This is a genomic window from Actinomyces lilanjuaniae, from assembly GCF_003606385.1.
In the GTDB taxonomy this organism is placed as follows: Bacteria; Actinomycetota; Actinomycetes; order Actinomycetales; family Actinomycetaceae; genus Actinomyces; species Actinomyces lilanjuaniae.
The window spans coordinates 870,171-889,935 of sequence record NZ_CP032514.1 but is presented as its reverse complement, the minus strand read 5'-3'; the positions used below and the strand labels follow the sequence as shown (position 1 = coordinate 889,935).

Here is a 19,765-nt window from a genome sequence, read left to right as displayed (position 1 = left end):
GCAATGTCAAAGCGTCAAGTGTCTGGAGCCTCAAGGGTCAGGAGCGGCGAGAAAAGCAGGAGCGGCCAAAGTGGTGGGTCCGCCGGCGGGCCCAGGGTCAGCCGACAGCCCCTGGGCCCACGGCCCGGCCGTCGGCACCGGAGGCGAGCTCCTCCTCCAGGTACTCCAGGGACTTCCCCCTGGTCTCGGGCAGATACCTCTGCTCCCACAGGAGGATGACAAAGTTGACGGCCGCGAAGATGAAGAAGGTCCGCATGCCGATCGCGTCCAGGAGGATCGGGAAGCACAGGGTGACCACGGCGTTGGAGATCCACTGGCAGAACACCGCGATCCCCATGGCCACCCCGCGCACCCTCAGCGGGAAGATCTCGGCCATCATGAGCCAGAAGCAGATCGCGCAGAACATCTGCATGAACCACAGGAAGCAGAGCATGAGGGCGAGGATGATGTAGCCGCGCCACGGGGCCTCAGGCAGGAGGGAGGCCAGCCCCAGGAAGACCTGGGACATGACCAGGCCCACCATGCCGATGCGCAGCATCGTCCGGCGGCTGGAGCGCCCGATGACCGCGATGCCGGTAGCCACAGCCACCACAGAGACGACCCCGTTGGCGATCGTGGCCACGAGCGAGGCCTGGGTCCCCATACCGGTGCTCATGAGCACCGTCGGGGCGAAGTACATGATGGAGTTGACCCCGGTGAGCTGGATGACCACCCCGAAGCCGACTCCGATGAGGGTGATGCGCCGGATCCAGGGCACGGTCAGGTGCTGCCAGGAGTTGCGCTGGAGCCTGGCGGTCTTCTCCACGACCTCGGATATCTCGGCCACCTCGGGTGCGGGATCCTCCACACGCAGCTGGCGCAGCACCTCCAGGGCCTCGTCCCTGCGCCCCTGGGAGACCAGCCAGCGGGGGGACTCGGGAACGAGGAGCACGCCGACCCACAGCGCCACGGCGGGCACGGTGGCCAGGCCGAGCATGATGCGCCAGGCGTGGGCGCCCTCGGCGACGAAGCCGATCACCGCGTTGGAGGTGTAGGCGATGAGCTGGCCGGTGACGATCATCAGCTCGTTGCGTGAGACCAGCTGGCCGCGCCGGGACGCGGGCGCGAGCTCACCGATGAACATGGGGACCGTTGCGGAGGCACCGCCGACGGCGAATCCCAGCACCATGCGGCACCCGACCATGACGGGCACGGTGGGCGCCAGGGCGCACCCCAGTGCCCCGACAAAGAACACGAAGGCCAGCATGAGGACGTTGTGGCGGCGTCCGTAGCGGTCGGACAGCCGCCCGCCGATGATCGCACCGAAGGCTGCGCCCAGGAGGAGGGAGGAGGTCACCAGCCCCTCGGTGGTGGGCGTGAGGTCCAGTCCGCCGGCGTCGGTCGGCAGGGTCATGAAGGGCAGGGCGCCGGAGATGACGCCCGTGTCGTAGCCAAAGGCGAGCGCACCAAAGGTAACGACGATCGTCACGGTGTTGAGTCTGCGTCTGACCGCCCTGGCATGGGCCTGGTCCATGGTGGTAGCGGGCGGTGTGGTGTGTGTCGTCATAGCCATCCCCGTTGATGAGCGAAGTCACCATGGTTGTCACGTGCTAACCATGTGGTTCCAGTATGCATCGCCTCTCGTTCGGCTGTCAACGCCCCATCGCAGGTGCCGCCAGACGTCGTGACACGGCCCCAACACGGCTTCCGGGTACCGGAGAGCTCTACCGCTTGCTCTCGTGTGGGCACCTGACACCCCGGACACCTCGCTACCTGCGGGCGCTACCGCACCGCCCGCAGGTAGCGGTCCCGGCCAGCGAGATCCTGGCCGGTAGCTGCCTGTCGAAAGCCCGCACCCAGCGCCGCCTGACACAGCGCAGCCGACTGGCCCGGGTCGTGCTCCATGACCAGCACCCCGCCCCCGCGCAGCAGCACCTCGGCTCGGGCGACGACGGCACGCGGTACGGCCAACCCGTCGTCTCCCCCACCGTACAGGGCCGTGCTCGGCTCATACCTGCCGGTCTCGACGTCCTCGACCGCGCCAGCGGGCACGTAGGGCGGGTTGGCCACCACCACGTCCACCCTCCCGTCCAGCCTGGACAGCGTGGCGGGGTCAGTTGCGTCGGCGTGGACCACCGTGATCCGGCCCGGGACGAGCCGTTCGCAGTTCTCGCGCGCCAGCTCCACGGCAGCCGCCTCCAGCTCGACGGCAACCACCCGGGCCCTGGGTACCTCCGTGGCCACGGCGGCGGCAACCGCCCCGGATCCGGTGCACAGGTCAACCACCAGCGGTGCGGCTGGCGAGACCGTCGGGAGGGGCGTCACCGAGGATCCCGTCTGGGACCTGCCAGCCGCTGGGGGACTGTCAGCCCGCGGGAGCCCGTCGCCCACCCCCAAGCCGTCGGCCTCGGCCTCAGGCCCCGATATCCCCCGGGACGGTGCCCGCAGGGCGTCGATCGCGGCAGCCACGACCACCTCCGTCTCAGGGCGCACGATGAACACGCCGGGACGGCTGACCAGCTCCAGGCCGCAGAACCACATGACGCCCAGGACGTGCTGGAGCGGCTCCCGGGCGGCGCGACGCTCGACCAGCACCGCGTAGCGCTCCACGAAGCCGTCACCGGCACCCTCGGCCAGCGCGAGCGGACGGCCCAGGAGGTGCTCGGCGATGAGCCGGGCATCCGTTGCGGGCGATGCCACTCCGGCGCGCGCTAACCTGCCCCCCGCCTCACGCACAGCTCGGCGCAGCGCGTAGCGGTCAAGCACGCTCATGGTCGTGCCCCCGTGAGATCCCGAGGGGCCTGAGGGCAGGCATCCCGGCCCCTTTCCTCGTGCGAGGTACCACAACCCTCACTACTCGCCGGCAGCAGCCAACCGGGCGGCCTCGTCGACGGCGAGCGCGGATGCGATGACGGGTCCCAGGTCGCCGTCGAGCACCGCGTCAAGGTTGTAGGCCTTGTAGCCGGTGCGGTGGTCGGCGATCCGGTTCTCGGGGAAGTTGTAGGTGCGGATGCGCTCGCTGCGGTCCACGGTGCGCACCTGGGAGCGCCGGGCGGCACTGGCCTCGGCCTCGGCCGCAGCAGCCCGCTCGGCCAGCAGGCGGGCACGCAGGACGCGCATGGCCGCCTCCTTGTTCTGCAGCTGGGACTTCTCGTTCTGCATGGACACCACGATGCCGGTGGGCAGGTGGGTGAGGCGCACCGCGGAGTCGGTGGTGTTGACCGACTGCCCGCCCGGGCCGGAGGAGCGGAAGACGTCGATGCGAAGGTCGGCCGGGTCGATCTCCAGCTCACCGGGGTCGTCGGCCTCAGGCATGACCAGCACCCCGGCGGCGGAGGTGTGGATACGTCCCTGGGACTCGGTGACGGGCACGCGCTGAACGCGGTGGACACCGCCCTCGTACTTCAGGTGCGCCCACACCCCCTGTGCCGGCTCCACCGCGCCCCGGGACTTGACCGCCAGACGAAGGTCCTTGTAACCGCCCAGGTCAGACTCCGTGGCACTCATGACCTCCACGGCCCAGCCCTGGCGCTCGGCGTAACGGGTGTACATGCGGGCCAGGTCGGAGGCGAAGAGAGCCGACTCCTCACCGCCCTCACCCGCCTTGACCTCGATGATGACGTCGCGGGCGTCGTCAGGGTCACGGGGAGCCATGACCTCGCGTAGGCGGCTGGCGGCGGCGTCACAAGCCTCCTTCAGGGAGGGGACCTCGGCGGCGAAGTCCGCGTCCTCGGCAGCCAGCTCAACGGCGTCGGCGAGATCCGCGCTGGCCCGCTCCCAGGCCCGGTAGGCAGCCACCACCCGGCCCAGCTCGGCGTAGCGGCGTCCCAGCCGCCTCATGGCTCCCGGATCTGACGCCGCCAGGGCCATCTCGGCCTCGATCGCGGCGTACTCCTCCAGCAGGGGCAGAACCGGGGTAAAGTCGTCGCTCATAGGTCCTCCAGGGTGCTTCTGGGCGTGCGATCTCTGGGTCCCGCCGTCCCGTGCCCTGACCCGGGAGCGCTGAGCCACGATGGCGGCTCACAGCCGCAGCACGGGAGGGGCCAGTAGCAACGCACGACGCCGACGGCGGCCCACCGGAGCCTCCGTCGGCGTCGTGCCAGTCAGCTACTTCTTGCGCTTGCCGTAACGGGCCTCGAAACGGGCCACACGGCCACCGGTGTCCAGGATCTTCTGCTTACCGGTGTAGAAGGGGTGGCAGGCCGAGCACACGTCCACACGGATCTCTCCGCTGGTGACAGTGGAACGAGTCTCAAAGGTGTTGCCACAGGTGCACGTGACGGTGGTGGCCACGTAGTCGGGGTGGATCCCCTGCTTCATAGCGTCTCCTCAAGCTCTCAGAGGGTCCCGGGTCCCACGTGGACACGCGGGTGAACCGGAGGCCGCGGTAATTGTGCCACCACGCGTGAGGCGAGGCAATGCGCGGGCCCGTGGCAGAAAGTGAGAACGGGCACCACACCTTAGGGACGGTCAGCCGTGGCCTGCCTGCTTCCAGCAGCACAACGCACACACAGCGCAGGAGGCCCCCTCCGCGACGACCACGACGGGACGTCGCGAAGAGGGCCTCGTGCGGGCACGTCGAGGCCCCAGTGCCCAAACCGACGCCTCGCGGCAGCCGCAGGGGGTCCCAGGGCAGAGTGGAGTCAAGAGTGGAGTCAGTCTGCGTCAGCGTCGGCGTCGGCCAGCGAGGTGCCGCTCGGTGTCGTCTTGGAGATGACCATGAGGAACTCGGCGTTGGACTGGGTGTCCTTGAGCTTGGACAGCACCAGCTCCAGGGCCTGCTGCTGCTCCAGCCCGGTGAACAGCCGACGCAGCCTCCACATGATCTTGAGCTGGGCGGGATCGATGAGCAGCTCCTCGCGGCGGGTGGAGGAGGCAGCCACGTCCACGGCCGGAAAGATCCGCTTCTCCGCCAGCTGGCGGGACAGGCGCAGCTCCATGTTGCCCGTGCCCTTGAACTCCTCAAAGATGACCTCGTCCATCCTGGAGCCGGTATCTACCAGGGCTGTCGCCAGGATGGTCAAGGACCCGCCGTTCTCAATGTTGCGGGCAGCACCGAAGAAGCGCTTGGGCGGGTAGAGGGCGGAGGCGTCCACGCCACCGGAGAGAATCCGCCCCGAGGCGGGAGCGGCCAGGTTGTAGGCCCGGCCCAGGCGGGTGATGGAGTCCAGGAGCACGACAACGTCCTGGCCCAGCTCAACCAGACGCTTGGCCCGCTCGATAGCCAGCTCAGCCACGGTCGTGTGGTCTGACGCCGGGCGGTCGAAGGTAGAGGCGATGACCTCGCCCTTGACCGTACGCTGCATGTCGGTGACCTCCTCCGGACGCTCGTCCACCAGGACGACCATGAGGTGGGCCTCCGGGTTGTTGACGCTGATCGCGTTGGCGATCTGCTGGAGGACAATGGTCTTGCCTGCCTTGGGCGGGGAGACGATGAGGCCGCGCTGGCCCTTGCCGATCGGTGAGACCAGGTCGATGACGCGCGGGGTCAGCGCCTTCGGCGTGGTCTCCAGGCGCAGCTGCTCCTGGGGGTAGAGCGGGGTGAGCTTGGAGAAGTCAGGGCGCCGCTTGGAGCGCTCGGAGTCCATACCGTTGACGGTGTCCACGCTCACCAGCGGGTTGTACTTGACACGACCCGCACGACCCTGGCGGCGGTTACCCCGCCCGCCGGACGCGAAGCCAGAGGTCTCCCCTCCCTCACGTACCCACCCAGTCACGGCGTCCCCAGCGCGCAGGCCGCTGTCCTTGATGAGGTGGCCAGGGACGTAGACGTCCTTGGGCCCGGACAGGTAGCCCGAGGTCCGCAGGTAGGCGTGCTGGTTGTCGGTGACATCCAGGATGCCTGCCACGGGCAGGAGGACCTCCTCCTCCCGGGGCTGGGTCCTGGCCTGGCGCCCGGTCCCCTCACCGCCGTCGCGGCTGTCGCGGCCGTCCCGGTCCCGGCCGCGCTTGCGGCCACGACGGCGCCGTCCCCCCCGGTCCTCGTCATAGCCGTCCCCGCCCTCCTCACGGGAGCGCCGACCACGGTCGGAGTCGACCACGGAGGTACCCGTGGCGTCAGCCAGGTCCCGCATCAGCGCGGCCTTGGCGTCACGGTGGCCCTCGGGGTCACGGGCCTCGCCGCCAGAGAGCTCAGTGCGCTGGGCGATCTCGGGCGAGCCCGCAGCAGCCTGGACCCGACGCCGACCTCGCCGGGACTCACGTGAGCGGGGCTCCCACCCGGCAGACTCCGACGAGCCGTCGCCGTCGTCACCGACAGGCGCCTTCTCCCGCCTGTCGACCGAGTCCCGGCCCCCTCGCCCAGGGCGTCCGCCCCGCTCGGGACGACCAGGAGCGACCTCCTGCGTGCTGGCGCTGCCCTCAGCACCGGCACCGGAGTCGGTGTCAGGGGTGTCGGCACCAGGCCCGCCTGGCGCGTCAAGCCCCAGGTCGAGGGCCGGGGCGGCCTCCGAGGAGGTCGCCCCACCAGCCTGGGAGGCGGAAGACGCACGACGACGTCGTGAGCGCGTGCCCCTGGGGGCCTGCGCCTGGTCACCCTCAGCCGCACCCTGGGGCTCTGGAGTACCAGGGTCCTGCGCAGGGCCGGGTTCTGCCGCCGCGGCAGCAGGCCTGTCGGCGGCCCGCCGGGACCCGCGCCGAGCAGGAGGAGCGTCTGCGGGGTCGAGGGAGCCGTCTACCTCACGGATGGCAGCGACAAGCTCACTCTTGCGCATACGAGAGATGCCCTTGAGGCCCATCTGGCCAGCAAGCTGTTGAAGCTCAGCCAGTCGCATCGTGGAAAGCGAGGGCTGGGCGGTCGAGGTCTCGGTCACGAGTGTCCTTACGGTGTGATGGAGCGACGCGGGGAGGCGTTCACCTACGGCCTCTCCTCAGACATCCACGGAGAGAGCCCGCACGCCCGGTTTCCTCCTGAAGCAGTGCCTCATGAACAGGGGTCGTGCAGCCGACGGCACGGTGCAGTCCGAGCGGCCGACAGCCGCATCATAGCAGCACGGCACCGTAGGGCCACTGCGCCTCGCCACCGTGGGCAGGTACACACTACCGCGCCGCACCACAGAATACATCGTAATGTAGATCATCTCCTGGTGGCGGGAGCGCTCCGCGCCGACGACACCAGGCGTCCCTCACGATCCCGTAGACCGCAAGCAGCCGTCCAGCCGACCACCGGGCCAGCCCCACGGTCCGGCCAGCCACTGCCCTGGCAGAAGTACCAGCAGCGCCAGCAGGCGCCGGGCCATCTGCGCGCTGGCACGCTCGCCCCTGTCCCCCAGTGGTACCTCGCGGTGCTCAGAAGCGGCCTGCGCCCCCAGGACGCCCCGAAGTCCTCGCTGGCAGCGAAGACCGACAGCGTCACCGGCTGGGCCTTGAGGTCGGTGAACAGAGGCCTCAGTGAGCCGCTCAGCCAGCACCGCCGAGGTCGACGGCGCCCCCAGGCCTGCGTTAACAGCCACGAGCCTGATCAGGCGTCCCATCTGGGCGCGGTCGTAGGCGTCATCAGCCACGCTATCCACGTCTGCGATCCCTACCCACGTCAGATCCTCACCTTTCGGCCGGTCAGCGGGTCGAAGTCGCCGACCAGGGCAAAGGGCTCCTCCGCCGGGGGCTCGCCGCCCTCCAGGAGCGCCCGGTGGCGCGGGTGCAGCGGAGCCTCCGGGACACCTGCGGGCCGGGAGCCCTCCAGCTCGGCCCTGAGAGCCGGGACAACCGTGGTCCCCAGGACCTCCAGCTGCCGCATGACCTCGGCATGGGGCATACCTCCCATGTCGATGATGAAGGCCTGGCGCTGGTAGTCACCGACCTGGTCACGGTAGGTCAGGTACTTGTCCACCACCTGCTGCGCGGTACCCACGGCCAGCGGCGTGTGCCGGACCATCTCCTCCAGGTCGGCCCCCTGGTACACGTAGCTGTTGCGGAAGTAGGGCTCGAAGCGTTCCACCGCCTTGGTCCGGGTCTCGGCCACGAAGAGCTGCCCACCCAGCCCCACGACCGCCTGCTCGGGGGTGCCGTGACCGTAGTGGGCGAAGCGCTCACGGTAGAGCTCGACCATCTTCCTGACGTGGTCGATGGGCCAGAAGATGTTGTTGTGCAGAAAGCCGTCTCCGTAGTAGGCGGCCTGCTCGGCGATCTGCGGCGAGCGGATCGAGGCGTGCCAGACAAACGGCGGTACGCCGTCGAGCGGGCGTGGCATGGAGGTGAAGTCCGTCAGGGGCGTGCGGAACTCCCCCTCCCAGTCCACGTTGGTCTCGCGCCACAGCTGGCGCAGGAGGTCGTAGTGCTCCACCGCCAGGGAGATGCCCTTGCGGATGTCCTGGCCGAACCACGGGTAGACGGGCCCGGTGTTGCCCCGCCCCATCATCAGGTCCACACGCCCGTCGGCCAGGTGCTGGAGGTAGGCGTACTCCTCGGCGATACGTACCGGGTCGTTGGTGGTGATGAGCGTCGTGGAGGTGGTCAGCAGAAGCCGCTGGGTCCGGGCGGCGACGTGGGCCAGGAGGGCCACGGGGCTGGAGGGGACGAAGGGCGGGTTGTGGTGCTCCCCGGTCCCGAAGAAGTCCAGGCCCAGCTGCTCGCTGGCCACCGCCATCTCCACGGTGTTCCTAATGCGCTGGTGCTCGCTGGGCGCCTGCCCGGTCGCAGGGTCGGTGACGATGTCGCCGACGGTGAAGACACCGAACTGCATAAGGGCTCCTCTCCCTCAAGATCCGGAGTGGAGCATAGGAGTCTTCTAGTTTAACAATCAACCACTAGGACTGAGGACGTTCCTCACACGCCAGGTCTCTTACCTGTTACGCCGCAGAGGCAGCGCAGGACGACCCCTAGACCAGCCTGGCCCCCTCCATGTCGATGCCGGGGGTGAGCAGGGTCCAGCCCTGCCGCTCAAGAGCGGCACGCGCGTCCCCTTCCAGGCGGGACAGCACCAGGACGGTAGGCCCCGCCCCAGAGATGACCGCCGGGTAGCCCTGCTGCCTCAGGGAGTCCATGACCTCCATGGAAGAAGGCAGCACGCTGCGGCGGTACTCCTGGTGGAGCCGGTCCTCGGTTCCCGCCAGCAGCAGGTCCGGACGCCCCGCCAGGGCCAGCATGAGCACCGCCGCCCGGGAGGTGTTGAACAGGGCGTCAGCCCGGGGCACGAACTCCGGCAGCACCTTGCGGGCCTGCCGAGTGGACAGGCGCGTGGCCAAGGGCGGAACCACCAGGCTCACCGGCAGCGAGGCGTCCACGGGCATCGGCGCCGCACGCGGGGCTCCGTCCTCCTGCGTCCAGGCGACCGTTGCTCCGCCGAAGACCGCAGGGGCCACGTTGTCGGGGTGCCCCTCGAACTCGGTGGCCAGGGAGAAGACAGCGCTGTCATCAAGCGCCCGGGGGTCGGAGAGCAGGCCGCGGGCCAGCACGAGCCCCGCTACCACGGCACTGGCCGAGGAGCCCATGCCGCCTCCGTGGGGGATCCGATTGACGCAGCGCATCTCGAACCCTGCCTGCGCAGCGCCAGCCGCGTCCAGGCCCGCGCGCAGGGCGCGCACCACCAGGTTGTCGTCCCCCTCAGGCACACTGCCCGCCCCCACGCCCTCCACACGCACGCGGGTCGCACCGGTGACGGCGCGGACCTCGACCTCGTCGTAGTAGGTGAAGGCCATGCCGAAGGAGTCAAAGCCCGGCCCCATGTTCGCCGTCGTCGCCGGGACACGCACGGCGGCACGCTCGTGGGCCAGACGCACCTCAGTCACCCTCGACACGTCGCACGGAGACGACCTCTACCACACGGTCGCAGCGCCTGAGCCCATCAACAGCGGCATCCAGGTACCGCACGGCAGCCGGGTGGGTGACGATCGTGACCACGGCGCGCTCCTGCCCCACGTAGGCGCTCTGGCGCACAGAGTTGATGGAGACGCCGTTGTCGGCAAAGACGCTGGCCATGACGGCGAGCGAGCCAGGAGCGTCGTCGACGAGCAGCTGGACCTGGTAGCGGGTGACGGCCGCCTCCGGCCCCAGGACCGGCAGCGCCGCGTAGCTGGACTCGCGCGGCGCCTGGCCGCCGTAGACCCGGTGCGCGGCCGCGGCGACGACGTCGGACAGGACCGCTGAGGCCGTCGGCGCGCCGCCGGCGCCCTGCCCGTAGAACATGAGACGGCCAGCGCTCTCAGCCTCCACCAGGACCGCGTTGAAGGCCCCGTGGACACTGGCCAGGGGGTGGTCGGTCGGCACGAGGGCGGGATGGACGCGCACAGAGATACCAGAGGTACCGCCAGTATCCCCGGTAGTGCTGACGCCCTGGCTGCCGCTCCCGGCACCCGGCCCCAGGCGCTGGGCGACCGCCAGGAGCTTGACCTCGCAGCCCGAGGCATGGGCCTCTCGGATGTCCTCGGCGGTGATGTCCCGGATCCCCTCGACGGTGACGTCGTCCAGGCCCACCCGGGTGTGGAAGGCCAGGGAGGCGATGATGGCGCACTTGGCAGCCGCGTCCAGGCCGTCGACGTCAGCCGTCGGGTCCGCCTCGGCGTAGCCCAGCTCCTGGGCCGTGGCCAGGGCGTCGGCAAAGGAGAGACCCTTGGTGGTCATCTCGTCCAGGATGTAGTTGGTGGTGCCGTTGACGATGCCGAGCACGCTGGTCACCCGGTCCCCCGCCATGGACTCGCGCAGCGCGTAGACCACAGGGACAGCACCGGCGACAGCAGCCTCGTAGTAGAAGTCGGTGCCCGCAGCCGCCGCGGCCGCGTAGAGCTGCGGGCCGTGTGCAGCGATAAGCGCCTTGTTACCAGTGATGACGCTGGCCCCGGACTTGAGGGCGGCCAGGATGAGGGTGCGGGCAGGCTCGATACCGCCGATGAGCTCGATGACGATGTCGTTGCTGGTTGCCACGGCAGTGGCGTCGTCAGTGAGCAGGTCGCGAGGGACCGCGGGATCACGTCGGGCTCGCGTGTCACGCACGGCCACGCCTGTCACCTCCAGCCGCGCACCGGAGCGGACCGTGAAGTCGTCAGCCTGCTCAGCCAGGAGCCGGATCACCTGTGTCCCCACGGTGCCGGCTCCCAGGACACCAACAGTGAGAGTGCGCCCTGCCTGGGAGGTCACCTGTTCCACCTCTGCCATCCTGCCTTGTCGTGTCGTCTTGCCTTGTCGTGCTTCCGTGCCGCCACGGCAGCCACGGTGGTCGCAGCGGCTTGCAGCAGCCATGACCCGCACCGGGCGGAGCGCGGTTCCACGAGCTCCGCCCGGCACAGCATAGGCGCGTGAGGGCCTGGTGAGCACCAGTCAGGCAGCCGACTCACCCGTCCAGGACGTGCTGTCGGCCGCAGAACAGGCTCACCGTGCCAGGTCCAGGTCCCGCAGGAAAGCCCCGGGCGGAAGGACCCGCTGACGCACGAAGGCGGCCCCCGGCAGCGAGGTCTCGCTGCCGGGGCCGCCTGTCCAGGCCCGTCGCCTAGGTCAGACCAGGGAAGGCGTCCTGGTCTCAGGACCGCCGCCGACGTGCCAGCAGCAGGGTTCCGCCACCGATACTCGCTCCGATAAGAGCCAGGAACGCGGCTACGTTCGCACCAGTACGGGCCAGGCTCTGGCCTCCCCCGGAGGGGGGCGCCGCCTGTGTGGCGGGCGCCGGGTCAGCCTCTGCGGTGGCGTTGTGGCCCTCACCGTCCTCACCGCCGCCCGCCGGAGGCTCGGAGCCCTCGGAGGTGGCACTGGCTTCTGGATGCGGCTGGGCCCCGTCGTCAGCCGGTGCCGGGGTAATCGTGGAGGAGTCCTCCTGGGACACCACAGTGTTAATCAGCGAGACGCTGGTAGAGACCTGGTCACCGATAGTGAAGGTGTCCGTCTCCTCCCCCTCCACCACGAACACGGGCGCGGCCCAGGTGTAGCCAGCGTGATCAGTGGTGGCATCGGAGGTGTGCTCGCTCAGGGTAACGGTGGTCCCTGCCGGGAAGGTCCCGTCAAACTGGGTTCTTTCCCCGACTGTCACCGTCATCGACGTGGTCCCTGAGCGCTCCTCGCCGGAGGGGGCGTCGCCCTCGGGAGCGCTCCACCCGGAGTAGGAGCTGGCCGGGGCCGGGAGCTCGTAGGCGACGTCCACCACGAAGATGGAGCCCTCAGCAGTGAACGGGACGTCGCCCTCGATCGTCTTGGTGATGTTAAAGGCGCCGAAGCCCCGCTCCATCTCGACGGAGATGTCAAAGTACTGGACGTAGGAGCGTGTCTCGGTGTCACCGGCAGCGGTGCCGTCCAGGAGCACGGAGTTGGTGTAGGAGACCCCCTGGGTCGCCTGGCCGCCGTCGAAGGAGACCGGGTACTCCATGGCGTAGTCGGCGTCAGCCTCGAAGGGGCCGGTGATCGAGATCGTGGCGGTACGACCGTCGGAGGACAGGGACACGTCCATGTCGAAGTCCCCGCGCTGCGTGCTGTCGTCAGTACCGTCCGCGCGCGTGAGCACCGAGCCACCGCCCCCGGCAGAGTCGTTCTTGAGGTACTTCAGCGCCAGGGTCCAGCGGCTCATGTCGGTGGAGAAGGTGGAGCCGGCACCAAGCTCATCGGTGAAGGTCACGGTCTGGCGCGTCTGCCCGTCCAGGGTCAGGCCCAGCTGGTCAGCCACGTAGTTGGAACCGAAATTGACCCCCAGGTCAGCTCGGAGTAGTCGTTGTAGAAGCTGGAGGCCCACTTGTCGATCTCCCAGTCGCCGTAGCCCGGGCCGGTCCCGATGCCTCCCCGCCAGGCAGGTCCACCGAGGCGGTGCCGTTGGCGGTGATGTCGGCCGTCGCCGAGGTGGTCGTCTCCGTGATCGCCAGCAGAGCGGCCCCTGGCCCTGAACCCGTGGAATCCTGCGGAGCGTAGCTGGGTGACCTGCTCGGAGAAGGTGCACACGATGGTCTTGGTCGTAAGCTCGCAGGTACCGACCTCCACGTCGGCACCGTCGTGGCTGACCGACATGGGCAGTGACTCAGACCGCTGAAGGTTCTCGAAGTAGGTTCCCAGGTCGATCGTGAAGGAGTCGCCGGGCTGGAGGTCCGCGCCCGAGGCGTCCCAGTCGAAGGTCAGGCGGGCGTTGTCGTAGTAGAGCAGCGCTCCCTCCTGCGGCTCGTTGTTGCCGTTGACGCGGGTCAGGCTCATGTTGCTGACGGTGATCCCCGTGCTCTCCTCGGCCTGAGCGGAGGAGGCCAGTGGGGTGACCACGGCCAGGGCCAGGGCGAGAGCGGCAACCAGCACGGCAACCGCTCCTCCTGCGAGGGCACGGCGAGACGCGATGCCCGTTGACACTGTGTTCATAAGGTCTCCGAGTTCAAAGGGTTGAGGACACAGGACGGAGGGAGTCACTTCTCCACTCATCGCAGGAGCGCAGCACGCCCGCTGGCGCACCGTCCGCGACATGTCCGCAATGATTGTAACCACCTTGTCACAAGGAGCGACCGCGTCCGCCTTTTTCTGTTGATTCAGGAAGAGTTTAGATACTCACAGGAAATCGTCAGCGACTGGAAAGACCGTTCCCGTTCCGACGGCCCTCGGCGCAAAACCAGTCCCAGCAGGAGTGTCGACCAGCCTTGGCGCCACCGCCGACAACAGTCTCCGCGCACCGGGGACCCTGCAGCAGCCTACCCGGCCAACCCTATTTAGAAACCAAACAATAAAGGACCTCTAGGTCGGTCACTCTATTTTCAGAGCATCCCCAGACAATACAGGGGCGACACCAGGTCCAGACTGCCCCGCTTTCTTGCGGGTCCTCTACAGGTCCCCCTCCAGCCCACGCAGGTCCTCCAGCGTCTCAGGGCGCAGCACCCAGCCCTGACGGCCTCCCTCCACCCAGGCGACGCCCGGACGGGTGAACAGGTTGTAGCTGCTAGCCATGGAACGGCCGTAGGCCCCGGTCGCAGGCACCGCCAGCACGTCCCCGACCCTGATGTCGGCCGGAAGGTCCACGTCACGCACCACCACGTCACCGCTCTCGCAGTGCTTGCCCACGACGCGGGAGCGCACCAGCCCTGCCCCTGGCTCCGGCAGCCGACTGGCCAGCAGCGCGGTATAAGCCGAGCCGTACAGCGCGGGCCGGATGTTGTCGCTCATGCCCCCGTCCACGCTCACGTAGAGCCGACTGGTACCCGCTTCCAGCTCGACACGCTTGGTCCCGGTCACCGTGTAGAGGGTGACCATGGCAGGGCCGATGACGCTGCGGCCCGGCTCAACCGAGACCCGAGGGACGGAGTCGCCCATCTCGGCACAGGTCTGGCGCACGGCCTGGGCCAGCGTCCTGGCCACGACAGCGGGCGAGGGCGCCACGGGGTCGTTACCGGTGTAGGCGATACCGTAGCCGCCGCCCAGGTCAACCTCGGGGCACAGCACCCCGGTGCTGGCGGCGACCTCATGACGCAGGCGCAGGACCACGGCGACCGCCTGCCTGAAGCCGGCCAGGTCCATGATCTGGGACCCGATGTGGGAGTGCAGGCCGACCAGCTCCAGCTCCTCGGTTGCTGCGACCGCCTCTACCACCCGGAGCGCCTCACCGCTTGACACGGACAGGCCGAACTTCTGGTCCTCGTGGGCTGTGGAGACGTACTCGTGGCCTCCGGCGTGGATGCCTGTGGTCAGACGCACCATGACCCCGCCCCGCTCCCGGGGGCCGTAGTGCCCGCTCTCCCGCCAGTGACGCACCGCAGCGACGGCGTAGCCGACCTCCTCAGGCGAGTCGATGACCAGGTGCCCCACGCGGTGGTAGACGGCGGCGGAGACCTCCTCCTGCGTCTTGCCGTTGCCGTGCAGGCCCAGCCGCCGTGCCGCCGTCACGGACCCGTCCCCTCGACCGCCCGCAGGGCGTCCAGACCCACCGCCAGCTCACCGCGCGAGGCGGTGTCGATGCCCATCCCCTCCTCCAGGACGACACGCCCCACCCCAGTGCTGAGGAAGGCCTTGGCCGCGTAGAACGCCTCCCCTCCGGACATGCCGTAGCCGGGCCAGAACTCCTCGGCCATGGCAGCACTCCAGGTAGCAGCACGACCACGCAGGTCACAGCGATCCAGGACGAAGACCGGAGAGAGAGCCTGGTCCAGGATCTCACTGACTCGCAGACCACCCAGGGCCAGCTCACCCACGGAGGTGCGCTGCGCCGTGGTTGGCCACAGGTCGGGACGCTCCTGCGGCTCGGGACACACCAGCGCGCCCAGGGGGGCCTCGCCGACGGGGACCTGGGAGGAGGCGGGGACGGCAGGAAACGGGGCGCAGGCAGAGGACATCAAGACTCCTTGGGGCCGTTGAGCGGCTACGAGCGGGGACGGACGAGCAGGGACAGGGACCACCGGGCTTGACGGTGGCGCACCGGGGCCGAGGAGGCGGCCGACGTCACAGCCTCGGTCGGCCCTACATGCGCTCCGGGGCACTGACCCCCAACAGCTCCAGCCCGTTAGCCAGCACCTGGGTGACGGCGTCGTTGAGCCACAGGCGGGCGACGTGCCCGGAGTCCACCGGGTCCTGCCCGCGAGGGGTCACGCGCGTGGCCCCGTACCAGGCGTGGTAGGCAGCCGCCAGGGACTCCAGGTACCGGGCCACCCGGTGCTGCTCGCGCAGGGAGGCCGCCTGGACCACGGTGGCCGGGTACTGGGCCAGGACACCCAGCAGGTCGGCGTCAGCCCGGGTGCCCAGCGCGGCCGGGTCGAAGCCCGCCTCCCGGCTCACCCCGTGCTCGGCGGCGTTGCGAGCCACGCTGCGGGTCCGGGCGTGGGCGTACTGGACGTAGTAGACCGGGTTGTCTGAGGAGGAGGAGGCCAGCAGGTCCAGGTCGATGTCGATCATGGAGTCCATGGAGGACCGGGCCAGCGCATAGCGAGCGGCGTCCACACCCACGGCCTCGACCAGGTCCTCCAGGGTGACGATAGTGCCCGCCCGCTTGGACATGCGCACCGGCTGGCCGTTCCTGACCAGGTTGACCATCTGGCCGATGAGGATCTGCATGTTGGTGCCTGCCTCGTCCCCGTAGGCAGCGCACATGGCCATCATGCGCCCGACGTAGCCGTGGTGGTCCGCGCCGAGGAGGAAGATGCAGCAGTCGGCCCCACGTGCACGCTTGTCCAGGTAGTAGGCCACGTCCGCGGCAAAGTAGGCGGGCTGGCCGTTGGACTTGATGAGCACCCGGTCCTTGTCGTCGCCGAAGTCGGTGGTGCGCAGCCAGGTGGCGCCGTCACGGTCCTCAATGACGCCGCGCTCACGCAGCCGACCGATGGCACGATCCACTGCACCTGAGGTGTGGAGAGAGTCCTCGTGGAAGAAGACGTCGAAATCGCTGCGGAAGGCGTGGAGCTCGGCCTTGATAGACTCAAACATCAGCGCCACGCCGCGGGAGCGGAACACCTCGGCCGCCTCCCCGTCAGGCAGGGTCGCAGGGTCAGGACGTCCCTCAGCCACCTCGGCGCGCACCACCTGGGCGGCGATCTCGCCGACATAGGAGCCACCGTAGCCATCCTCGGGAATCTCCTGCCCCCTGGCGCAGGCCAGTAGGGACTCGGCGAAGCGGTCGATCTGGGCGCCATGGTCGTTGAAGTAGTACTCACGGGTCACGGTGGCGCCGCACGCGGCCAGGACGCGGGCCAGGGAGTCCCCGACGGCGGCCCAGCGTGCCCCGCCCAGATGGACAGGGCCAGTCGGGTTGGCTGAGACGTACTCCAGGTTGACGTGCTGGCTTGCCAGGGTCTCGTTGCGGCCGTAGGCGGACCCGGCCTCCACGATCGTACGAGCCAGGACGCCGGCGCTGGCGGCGTCCAGGCGAATATTGAGGAACCCCGGTCCCGCGACCTCCACGCGGGCCACGCCCGCGACGTCAGCGAGTCGGCCTGCCAGCAGCTCGGCCAGCGCGCGGGGAGTGGTCCTCGCCTTCTTGGCCAGCTGCATGGCCACGTTGGTGGACCAGTCCCCGTGGTCCCGGCTGCGGGGTCGCTCGACGCGCGGCTGGGGGACCTCGTCCTCAGGCAGGCTCAGGGAGCCGTCGGCGACGGCCTGCGTCAGGACGGTACGGACTGCTGCTGCGAGCTCTTCAGGGGTCACGCGCGCAAGCGTACAGGCAGTCGGTCGCACCTCACCCCGCGACAGGGCTCGGCAGGAGCTGGCCCAACCCGTCGACCGGAGTCGACCGAACGCCACGGACGGACTAAGATTTCGGCTGTCCGAAGTTTTCTTGTCCCAAGCCCGCTCCACGAGGTCCTATGAGCAGCAACCCTGGTACCGCCCCGCCTTCTGCCACCCCACCACCCCTCGACGGCGCCAGCGCACCTACCCGCACCCGCCCGGAGCACGGGGCCACGACAGGTGCCCCGCTCGACGACCCCGTTGCGCAGATCGCGGCACGTCACGCTGCCTCCCACCCGCGACCCCCGCGGCACCGGCTGCTGGCCCTCCTGGGGCCTGCCTTCGTCGCGGCCGTGGCGTACGTGGACCCTGGAAACGTCGCGGCAAACATCACCGCCGGAGCCCGTTACGGCTACCTCCTGGTGTGGGTGCTCGTGGCTGCCAACGCCATGGCTGTGCTCATCCAGTACCAGTCCGCCAAGCTGGGGATCGTCACCGGACGCTCACTGCCCCAGGTCCTGGGAGAGCGCCTGGGCCGCCCCGCACGCCTGGCCTACTGGGCACAGGCCGAGCTGGTCGCCGCCGCTACCGACCTGGCCGAGGTCATCGGGGGCGCCATCGCCTTGAACCTGCTGCTCGGGCTCCCCCTGCTGACCGGTGGACTCATCGTAGGAGTAGCCTCAATGGCGCTGCTCGCCCTCCAGGAGCGGCGCAGCCAGCGGACCTTCGAGGGTGTCGTCGTGACGCTGCTGATCGTGGTGACCATCGGGTTCCTCGGCGGCCTCGTCGTGGCTCCCCCCGACTGGGGCGGCACCCTCGCCGGTCTTGTGCCCCGCCTGGAGGGGACCGGCAGCCTCCTGGTAGCAGCCTCCATGCTGGGGGCCACCGTCATGCCTCACGCCATATACCTGCACTCCTCCCTGGTGCGTGACCACAACCATGAGCTGTCGGCAGCCGGAGAGGCGTCGCAGGCCGTCGGCGCCACGAGCACGTCGGGGGCGCCGCAGGAGCACCCAGGCCCCGGCAAGACCGTGTATGCCGCGTGTACTGCGCCAACCGCGACCACGGGCCCCGGGAGCACCTCACGTCTCCTTCACGCTACCCGGGTGGACGTGGTCTGGGCCCTGATCGTGGCCGGCGCCGTCAACATCGCGCTGCTGCTCCTGGCTGCCTCCGCACTGGCCGGTGCGCGAGGCACAGACACTATCGAGGGGGCGCACGCAGCCATCACCGCAAGCCTAGGACCCGCGGTCGGGACGGTCTTCGCCATCGGACTGCTGGCCTCGGGGCTGGCCTCGACCTCGGTAGGGGCCTACGCGGGCTCAGAGATCATGGCGGGGCTGCTGCACACACGAGTCCCCCTGCTGCTGCGCCGAGGAGTCACGCTTGTCCCCGCCCTGGTCATCATCGCAGTCGGTGCCGAGCCGACCTGGGCGCTGGTGCTCAGCCAGGTGGTGCTCTCCTTCGGGATTCCCCTGGCCGTGGTCCCGCTCATGCGGCTGACCGGCTCGGCACGGGTCATGGGCCAGTGGCGTGACAGCGCGCCACTGCGCTGGTCGGCCAGGGCCGCAGCGGCGCTTATCGTCGCGCTCAACCTGGCCCTGGTCTCCCTGACGCTCTCCGGGCAGGCCTGACAGCCGCATGCAGCCACAGGGCACCACGACAGAGGCCAGAGGCCAGAGACCACAGAGGCCAGAGGCCAGAGACCACAGAGGCCAGAGACCGCTGAGGTCTGGCGAGACCTCAGGTGACCAGCCAGAGACGCGTCTCTCTTTTCCGGATCTGCGGACAGCCTGGTACAGTTTCCTGCCGTGCCCCGGTAGCTCAGTGGATAGAGCGTCTGCCTCCGGAGCAGAAGGCCGCAGGTTCGAATCCTGTCCGGGGCACCACACCACCACCGTGGGCGCTGTCGTCCCCGAGGCAGGGGCACCTCGGACTTCCTGCCCTCACCTCCACCTGCTCTTCTCGGCCAGGACCTCCTGGGCCAAAGTGGGCACGTCGGTCATGATCGCGTCCACATTGAGCCTGGCCAGACGACGCATCTGCTCCGGGAGGTCTACGGTCCACACATGCACCTCCAGCCCCATCCTGTGCGCTGCGGCAACGAGGCGGGGAGTCACCACAGTCACTCCCCGATAGGTCAGAGGTACCTGGACCGCGTCCACCCGACCACGGGTCCAGCCCCACCGGGTGTGCGGCAGCGGCACCGAGGCCTCACTCAGCAGCATGAGACCGACGACGTCGACCCTTCCCAGCGAGGTGGTGGCCCTGGGCTCCTGACGTCGCAGCACCGCCAGGCGCCGCGCGGAGAAGGAGGCGAAGCGGACACGGTCCAGAGCGTCGGCGTCGCGCACGGCCTGCAGAGCGGGCTGGACGACGTCGGACTCCTTGAGGTCCATGTTGAGACGCAGGTCCGGGTGCGCAGCCAGGAGATCAGGCAGGCAGACAAGCCCGCGAGCGTCACCGGCATCCAGGTCGGCAAGCTCTGCCCACATCACCTCCCGGACCTGGCGAGGGTCGGCAGCCAGGCGCTGCAGATCCGCGTCATGACAAAGAACAGGCACGCCGTCCGCGCTCAGACGCAGGTCCGTCTCCATCCATTCCAGCCCCAGCCTCCTCACGTGCTCCACCGCGCTCCAGGTGTTCTCCGGGACCTCCCGGCTACCACCACGGTGGGGGATCACTCGCGGGCGGCCGCTCACAGCCCTCTTGGTAGCCATGTCGTCCCCTTCCTCTCTCATGCGGCCGACCCGCCTCT

The 19,765-nt window shown here is 69.3% G+C and carries 14 protein-coding genes, 1 tRNA gene and 1 pseudogene; 2 read left to right on the top strand and 14 right to left on the bottom strand.

Features of this window, described 5'->3' with window-relative positions; all coding sequences use genetic code 11:
- Positions 1 to 97 precede the first annotated feature (97 nt).
- The 13 genes and pseudogenes from D5R93_RS03840 to argS all read right to left on the bottom strand — a co-directional run bounded on the left by D5R93_RS03840 (position 98) and on the right by argS (position 16,986).
- The gene (locus D5R93_RS03840; RefSeq protein WP_119835943.1) at positions 98 to 1,513 is read right to left on the bottom strand and encodes a sugar porter family MFS transporter; all 1,416 of its coding nucleotides are present in this window, start codon (positions 1,511 to 1,513) and stop codon (positions 98 to 100) included.
- A 248-nt stretch (positions 1,514 to 1,761) separates the two neighbouring features.
- Complete coding sequence (locus D5R93_RS03835; protein WP_243106929.1) at positions 1,762 to 2,751, bottom strand: N5-glutamine methyltransferase family protein; 990 nt, start codon at positions 2,749 to 2,751, stop codon at positions 1,762 to 1,764.
- Positions 2,752 to 2,832: 81 nt separating this feature from the next.
- A complete protein-coding gene (gene prfA / locus D5R93_RS03830) occupies positions 2,833 to 3,912 on the bottom strand; it encodes a peptide chain release factor 1 (protein WP_120203896.1) in 1,080 nt (359 codons plus the stop codon).
- Positions 3,913 to 4,086: 174 nt separating this feature from the next.
- On the bottom strand, positions 4,087 to 4,299 hold the full coding sequence (gene rpmE / locus D5R93_RS03825; protein ID WP_119835858.1) for a 50S ribosomal protein L31: 213 nt from the start codon (positions 4,297 to 4,299) through the stop codon (positions 4,087 to 4,089).
- 335 nt (positions 4,300 to 4,634) lie between these two features.
- Positions 4,635 to 6,791, bottom strand: a complete 2,157-nt coding sequence (gene rho, locus D5R93_RS03820) for a transcription termination factor Rho (RefSeq protein ID WP_120203893.1) — start codon at positions 6,789 to 6,791, stop codon at positions 4,635 to 4,637.
- A gap of 312 nt (positions 6,792 to 7,103) precedes the next feature.
- Positions 7,104 to 7,490 (bottom strand): hypothetical protein, encoded by a 387-nt coding sequence (locus tag D5R93_RS14695; RefSeq protein ID WP_119835860.1) that lies wholly within the window; start codon positions 7,488 to 7,490, stop codon positions 7,104 to 7,106.
- Between the two features lie 20 nt (positions 7,491 to 7,510).
- Complete coding sequence (locus tag D5R93_RS03810; RefSeq protein ID WP_119835861.1) at positions 7,511 to 8,659, bottom strand: CE1758 family FMN-dependent luciferase-like monooxygenase; 1,149 nt, start codon at positions 8,657 to 8,659, stop codon at positions 7,511 to 7,513.
- 136 nt (positions 8,660 to 8,795) lie between these two features.
- Entirely contained in the window at positions 8,796 to 9,695 is a 900-nt protein-coding gene (thrB, locus tag D5R93_RS03805; protein WP_119835862.1) for a homoserine kinase, read from the bottom strand.
- A 1-nt stretch (position 9,696) separates the two neighbouring features.
- Positions 9,697 to 11,058: a homoserine dehydrogenase gene (locus tag D5R93_RS03800; RefSeq protein WP_182911341.1), complete on the bottom strand. Its 1,362-nt coding sequence runs from the start codon at positions 11,056 to 11,058 to the stop codon at positions 9,697 to 9,699.
- 370 nt (positions 11,059 to 11,428) lie between these two features.
- On the bottom strand, positions 11,429 to 12,559 hold the full coding sequence (locus tag D5R93_RS13905; protein WP_243106928.1) for a DUF7926 domain-containing protein: 1,131 nt from the start codon (positions 12,557 to 12,559) through the stop codon (positions 11,429 to 11,431).
- On the bottom strand, positions 12,538 to 13,170 hold the full coding sequence (locus D5R93_RS13900; RefSeq protein ID WP_243106927.1) for an Ig-like domain-containing protein: 633 nt from the start codon (positions 13,168 to 13,170) through the stop codon (positions 12,538 to 12,540). The genes D5R93_RS13905 and D5R93_RS13900 overlap by 22 nt, the downstream gene beginning before the upstream one ends.
- Before the next feature lie 513 nt (positions 13,171 to 13,683).
- Positions 13,684 to 15,185: pseudogene (lysA, locus tag D5R93_RS03790) on the bottom strand (diaminopimelate decarboxylase).
- A gap of 124 nt (positions 15,186 to 15,309) precedes the next feature.
- On the bottom strand, positions 15,310 to 16,986 hold the full coding sequence (gene argS, locus D5R93_RS03785) for an arginine--tRNA ligase (RefSeq protein WP_120203891.1): 1,677 nt from the start codon (positions 16,984 to 16,986) through the stop codon (positions 15,310 to 15,312).
- A gap of 158 nt (positions 16,987 to 17,144) precedes the next feature.
- Between argS and D5R93_RS03780 the strand changes: the two genes are divergently transcribed.
- Together D5R93_RS03780 and D5R93_RS03775 are read left to right on the top strand one after the other, a co-directional pair.
- Complete coding sequence (locus D5R93_RS03780) at positions 17,145 to 18,641, top strand: Nramp family divalent metal transporter (protein WP_119835867.1); 1,497 nt, start codon at positions 17,145 to 17,147, stop codon at positions 18,639 to 18,641.
- A gap of 179 nt (positions 18,642 to 18,820) precedes the next feature.
- Positions 18,821 to 18,896: transfer RNA gene (locus D5R93_RS03775), tRNA-Arg, on the top strand.
- A gap of 57 nt (positions 18,897 to 18,953) precedes the next feature.
- Here the strand turns inward: D5R93_RS03775 and D5R93_RS03770 are convergent.
- The gene (locus D5R93_RS03770; protein ID WP_182911343.1) at positions 18,954 to 19,727 is read right to left on the bottom strand and encodes a glycerophosphodiester phosphodiesterase family protein; all 774 of its coding nucleotides are present in this window, start codon (positions 19,725 to 19,727) and stop codon (positions 18,954 to 18,956) included.
- Between the last annotated feature and the right edge of the window lie 38 nt (positions 19,728 to 19,765).

What these genes read in the sequence shown, in the direction of transcription:
- rpmE (WP_119835858.1), bottom strand. Translation starts at nt 4,299, where the DNA reads ATGAAGCAGGGGATCCACCCCGACTACGTGGCCACCACCGTCACGTGC.
- prfA (WP_120203896.1), bottom strand. Translation starts at nt 3,912, where the DNA reads ATGAGCGACGACTTTACCCCGGTTCTGCCCCTGCTGGAGGAGTACGCC.
- D5R93_RS03840 (WP_119835943.1), bottom strand. Translation starts at nt 1,513, where the DNA reads ATGGACCAGGCCCATGCCAGGGCGGTCAGACGCAGACTCAACACCGTG.
- D5R93_RS03780 (WP_119835867.1), top strand. Translation starts at nt 17,145, where the DNA reads ATGAGCAGCAACCCTGGTACCGCCCCGCCTTCTGCCACCCCACCACCC.
- D5R93_RS03810 (WP_119835861.1), bottom strand. Translation starts at nt 8,659, where the DNA reads ATGCAGTTCGGTGTCTTCACCGTCGGCGACATCGTCACCGACCCTGCG.
- D5R93_RS03835 (WP_243106929.1), bottom strand. Translation starts at nt 2,751, where the DNA reads ATGAGCGTGCTTGACCGCTACGCGCTGCGCCGAGCTGTGCGTGAGGCG.
- D5R93_RS03770 (WP_182911343.1), bottom strand. Translation starts at nt 19,727, where the DNA reads ATGGCTACCAAGAGGGCTGTGAGCGGCCGCCCGCGAGTGATCCCCCAC.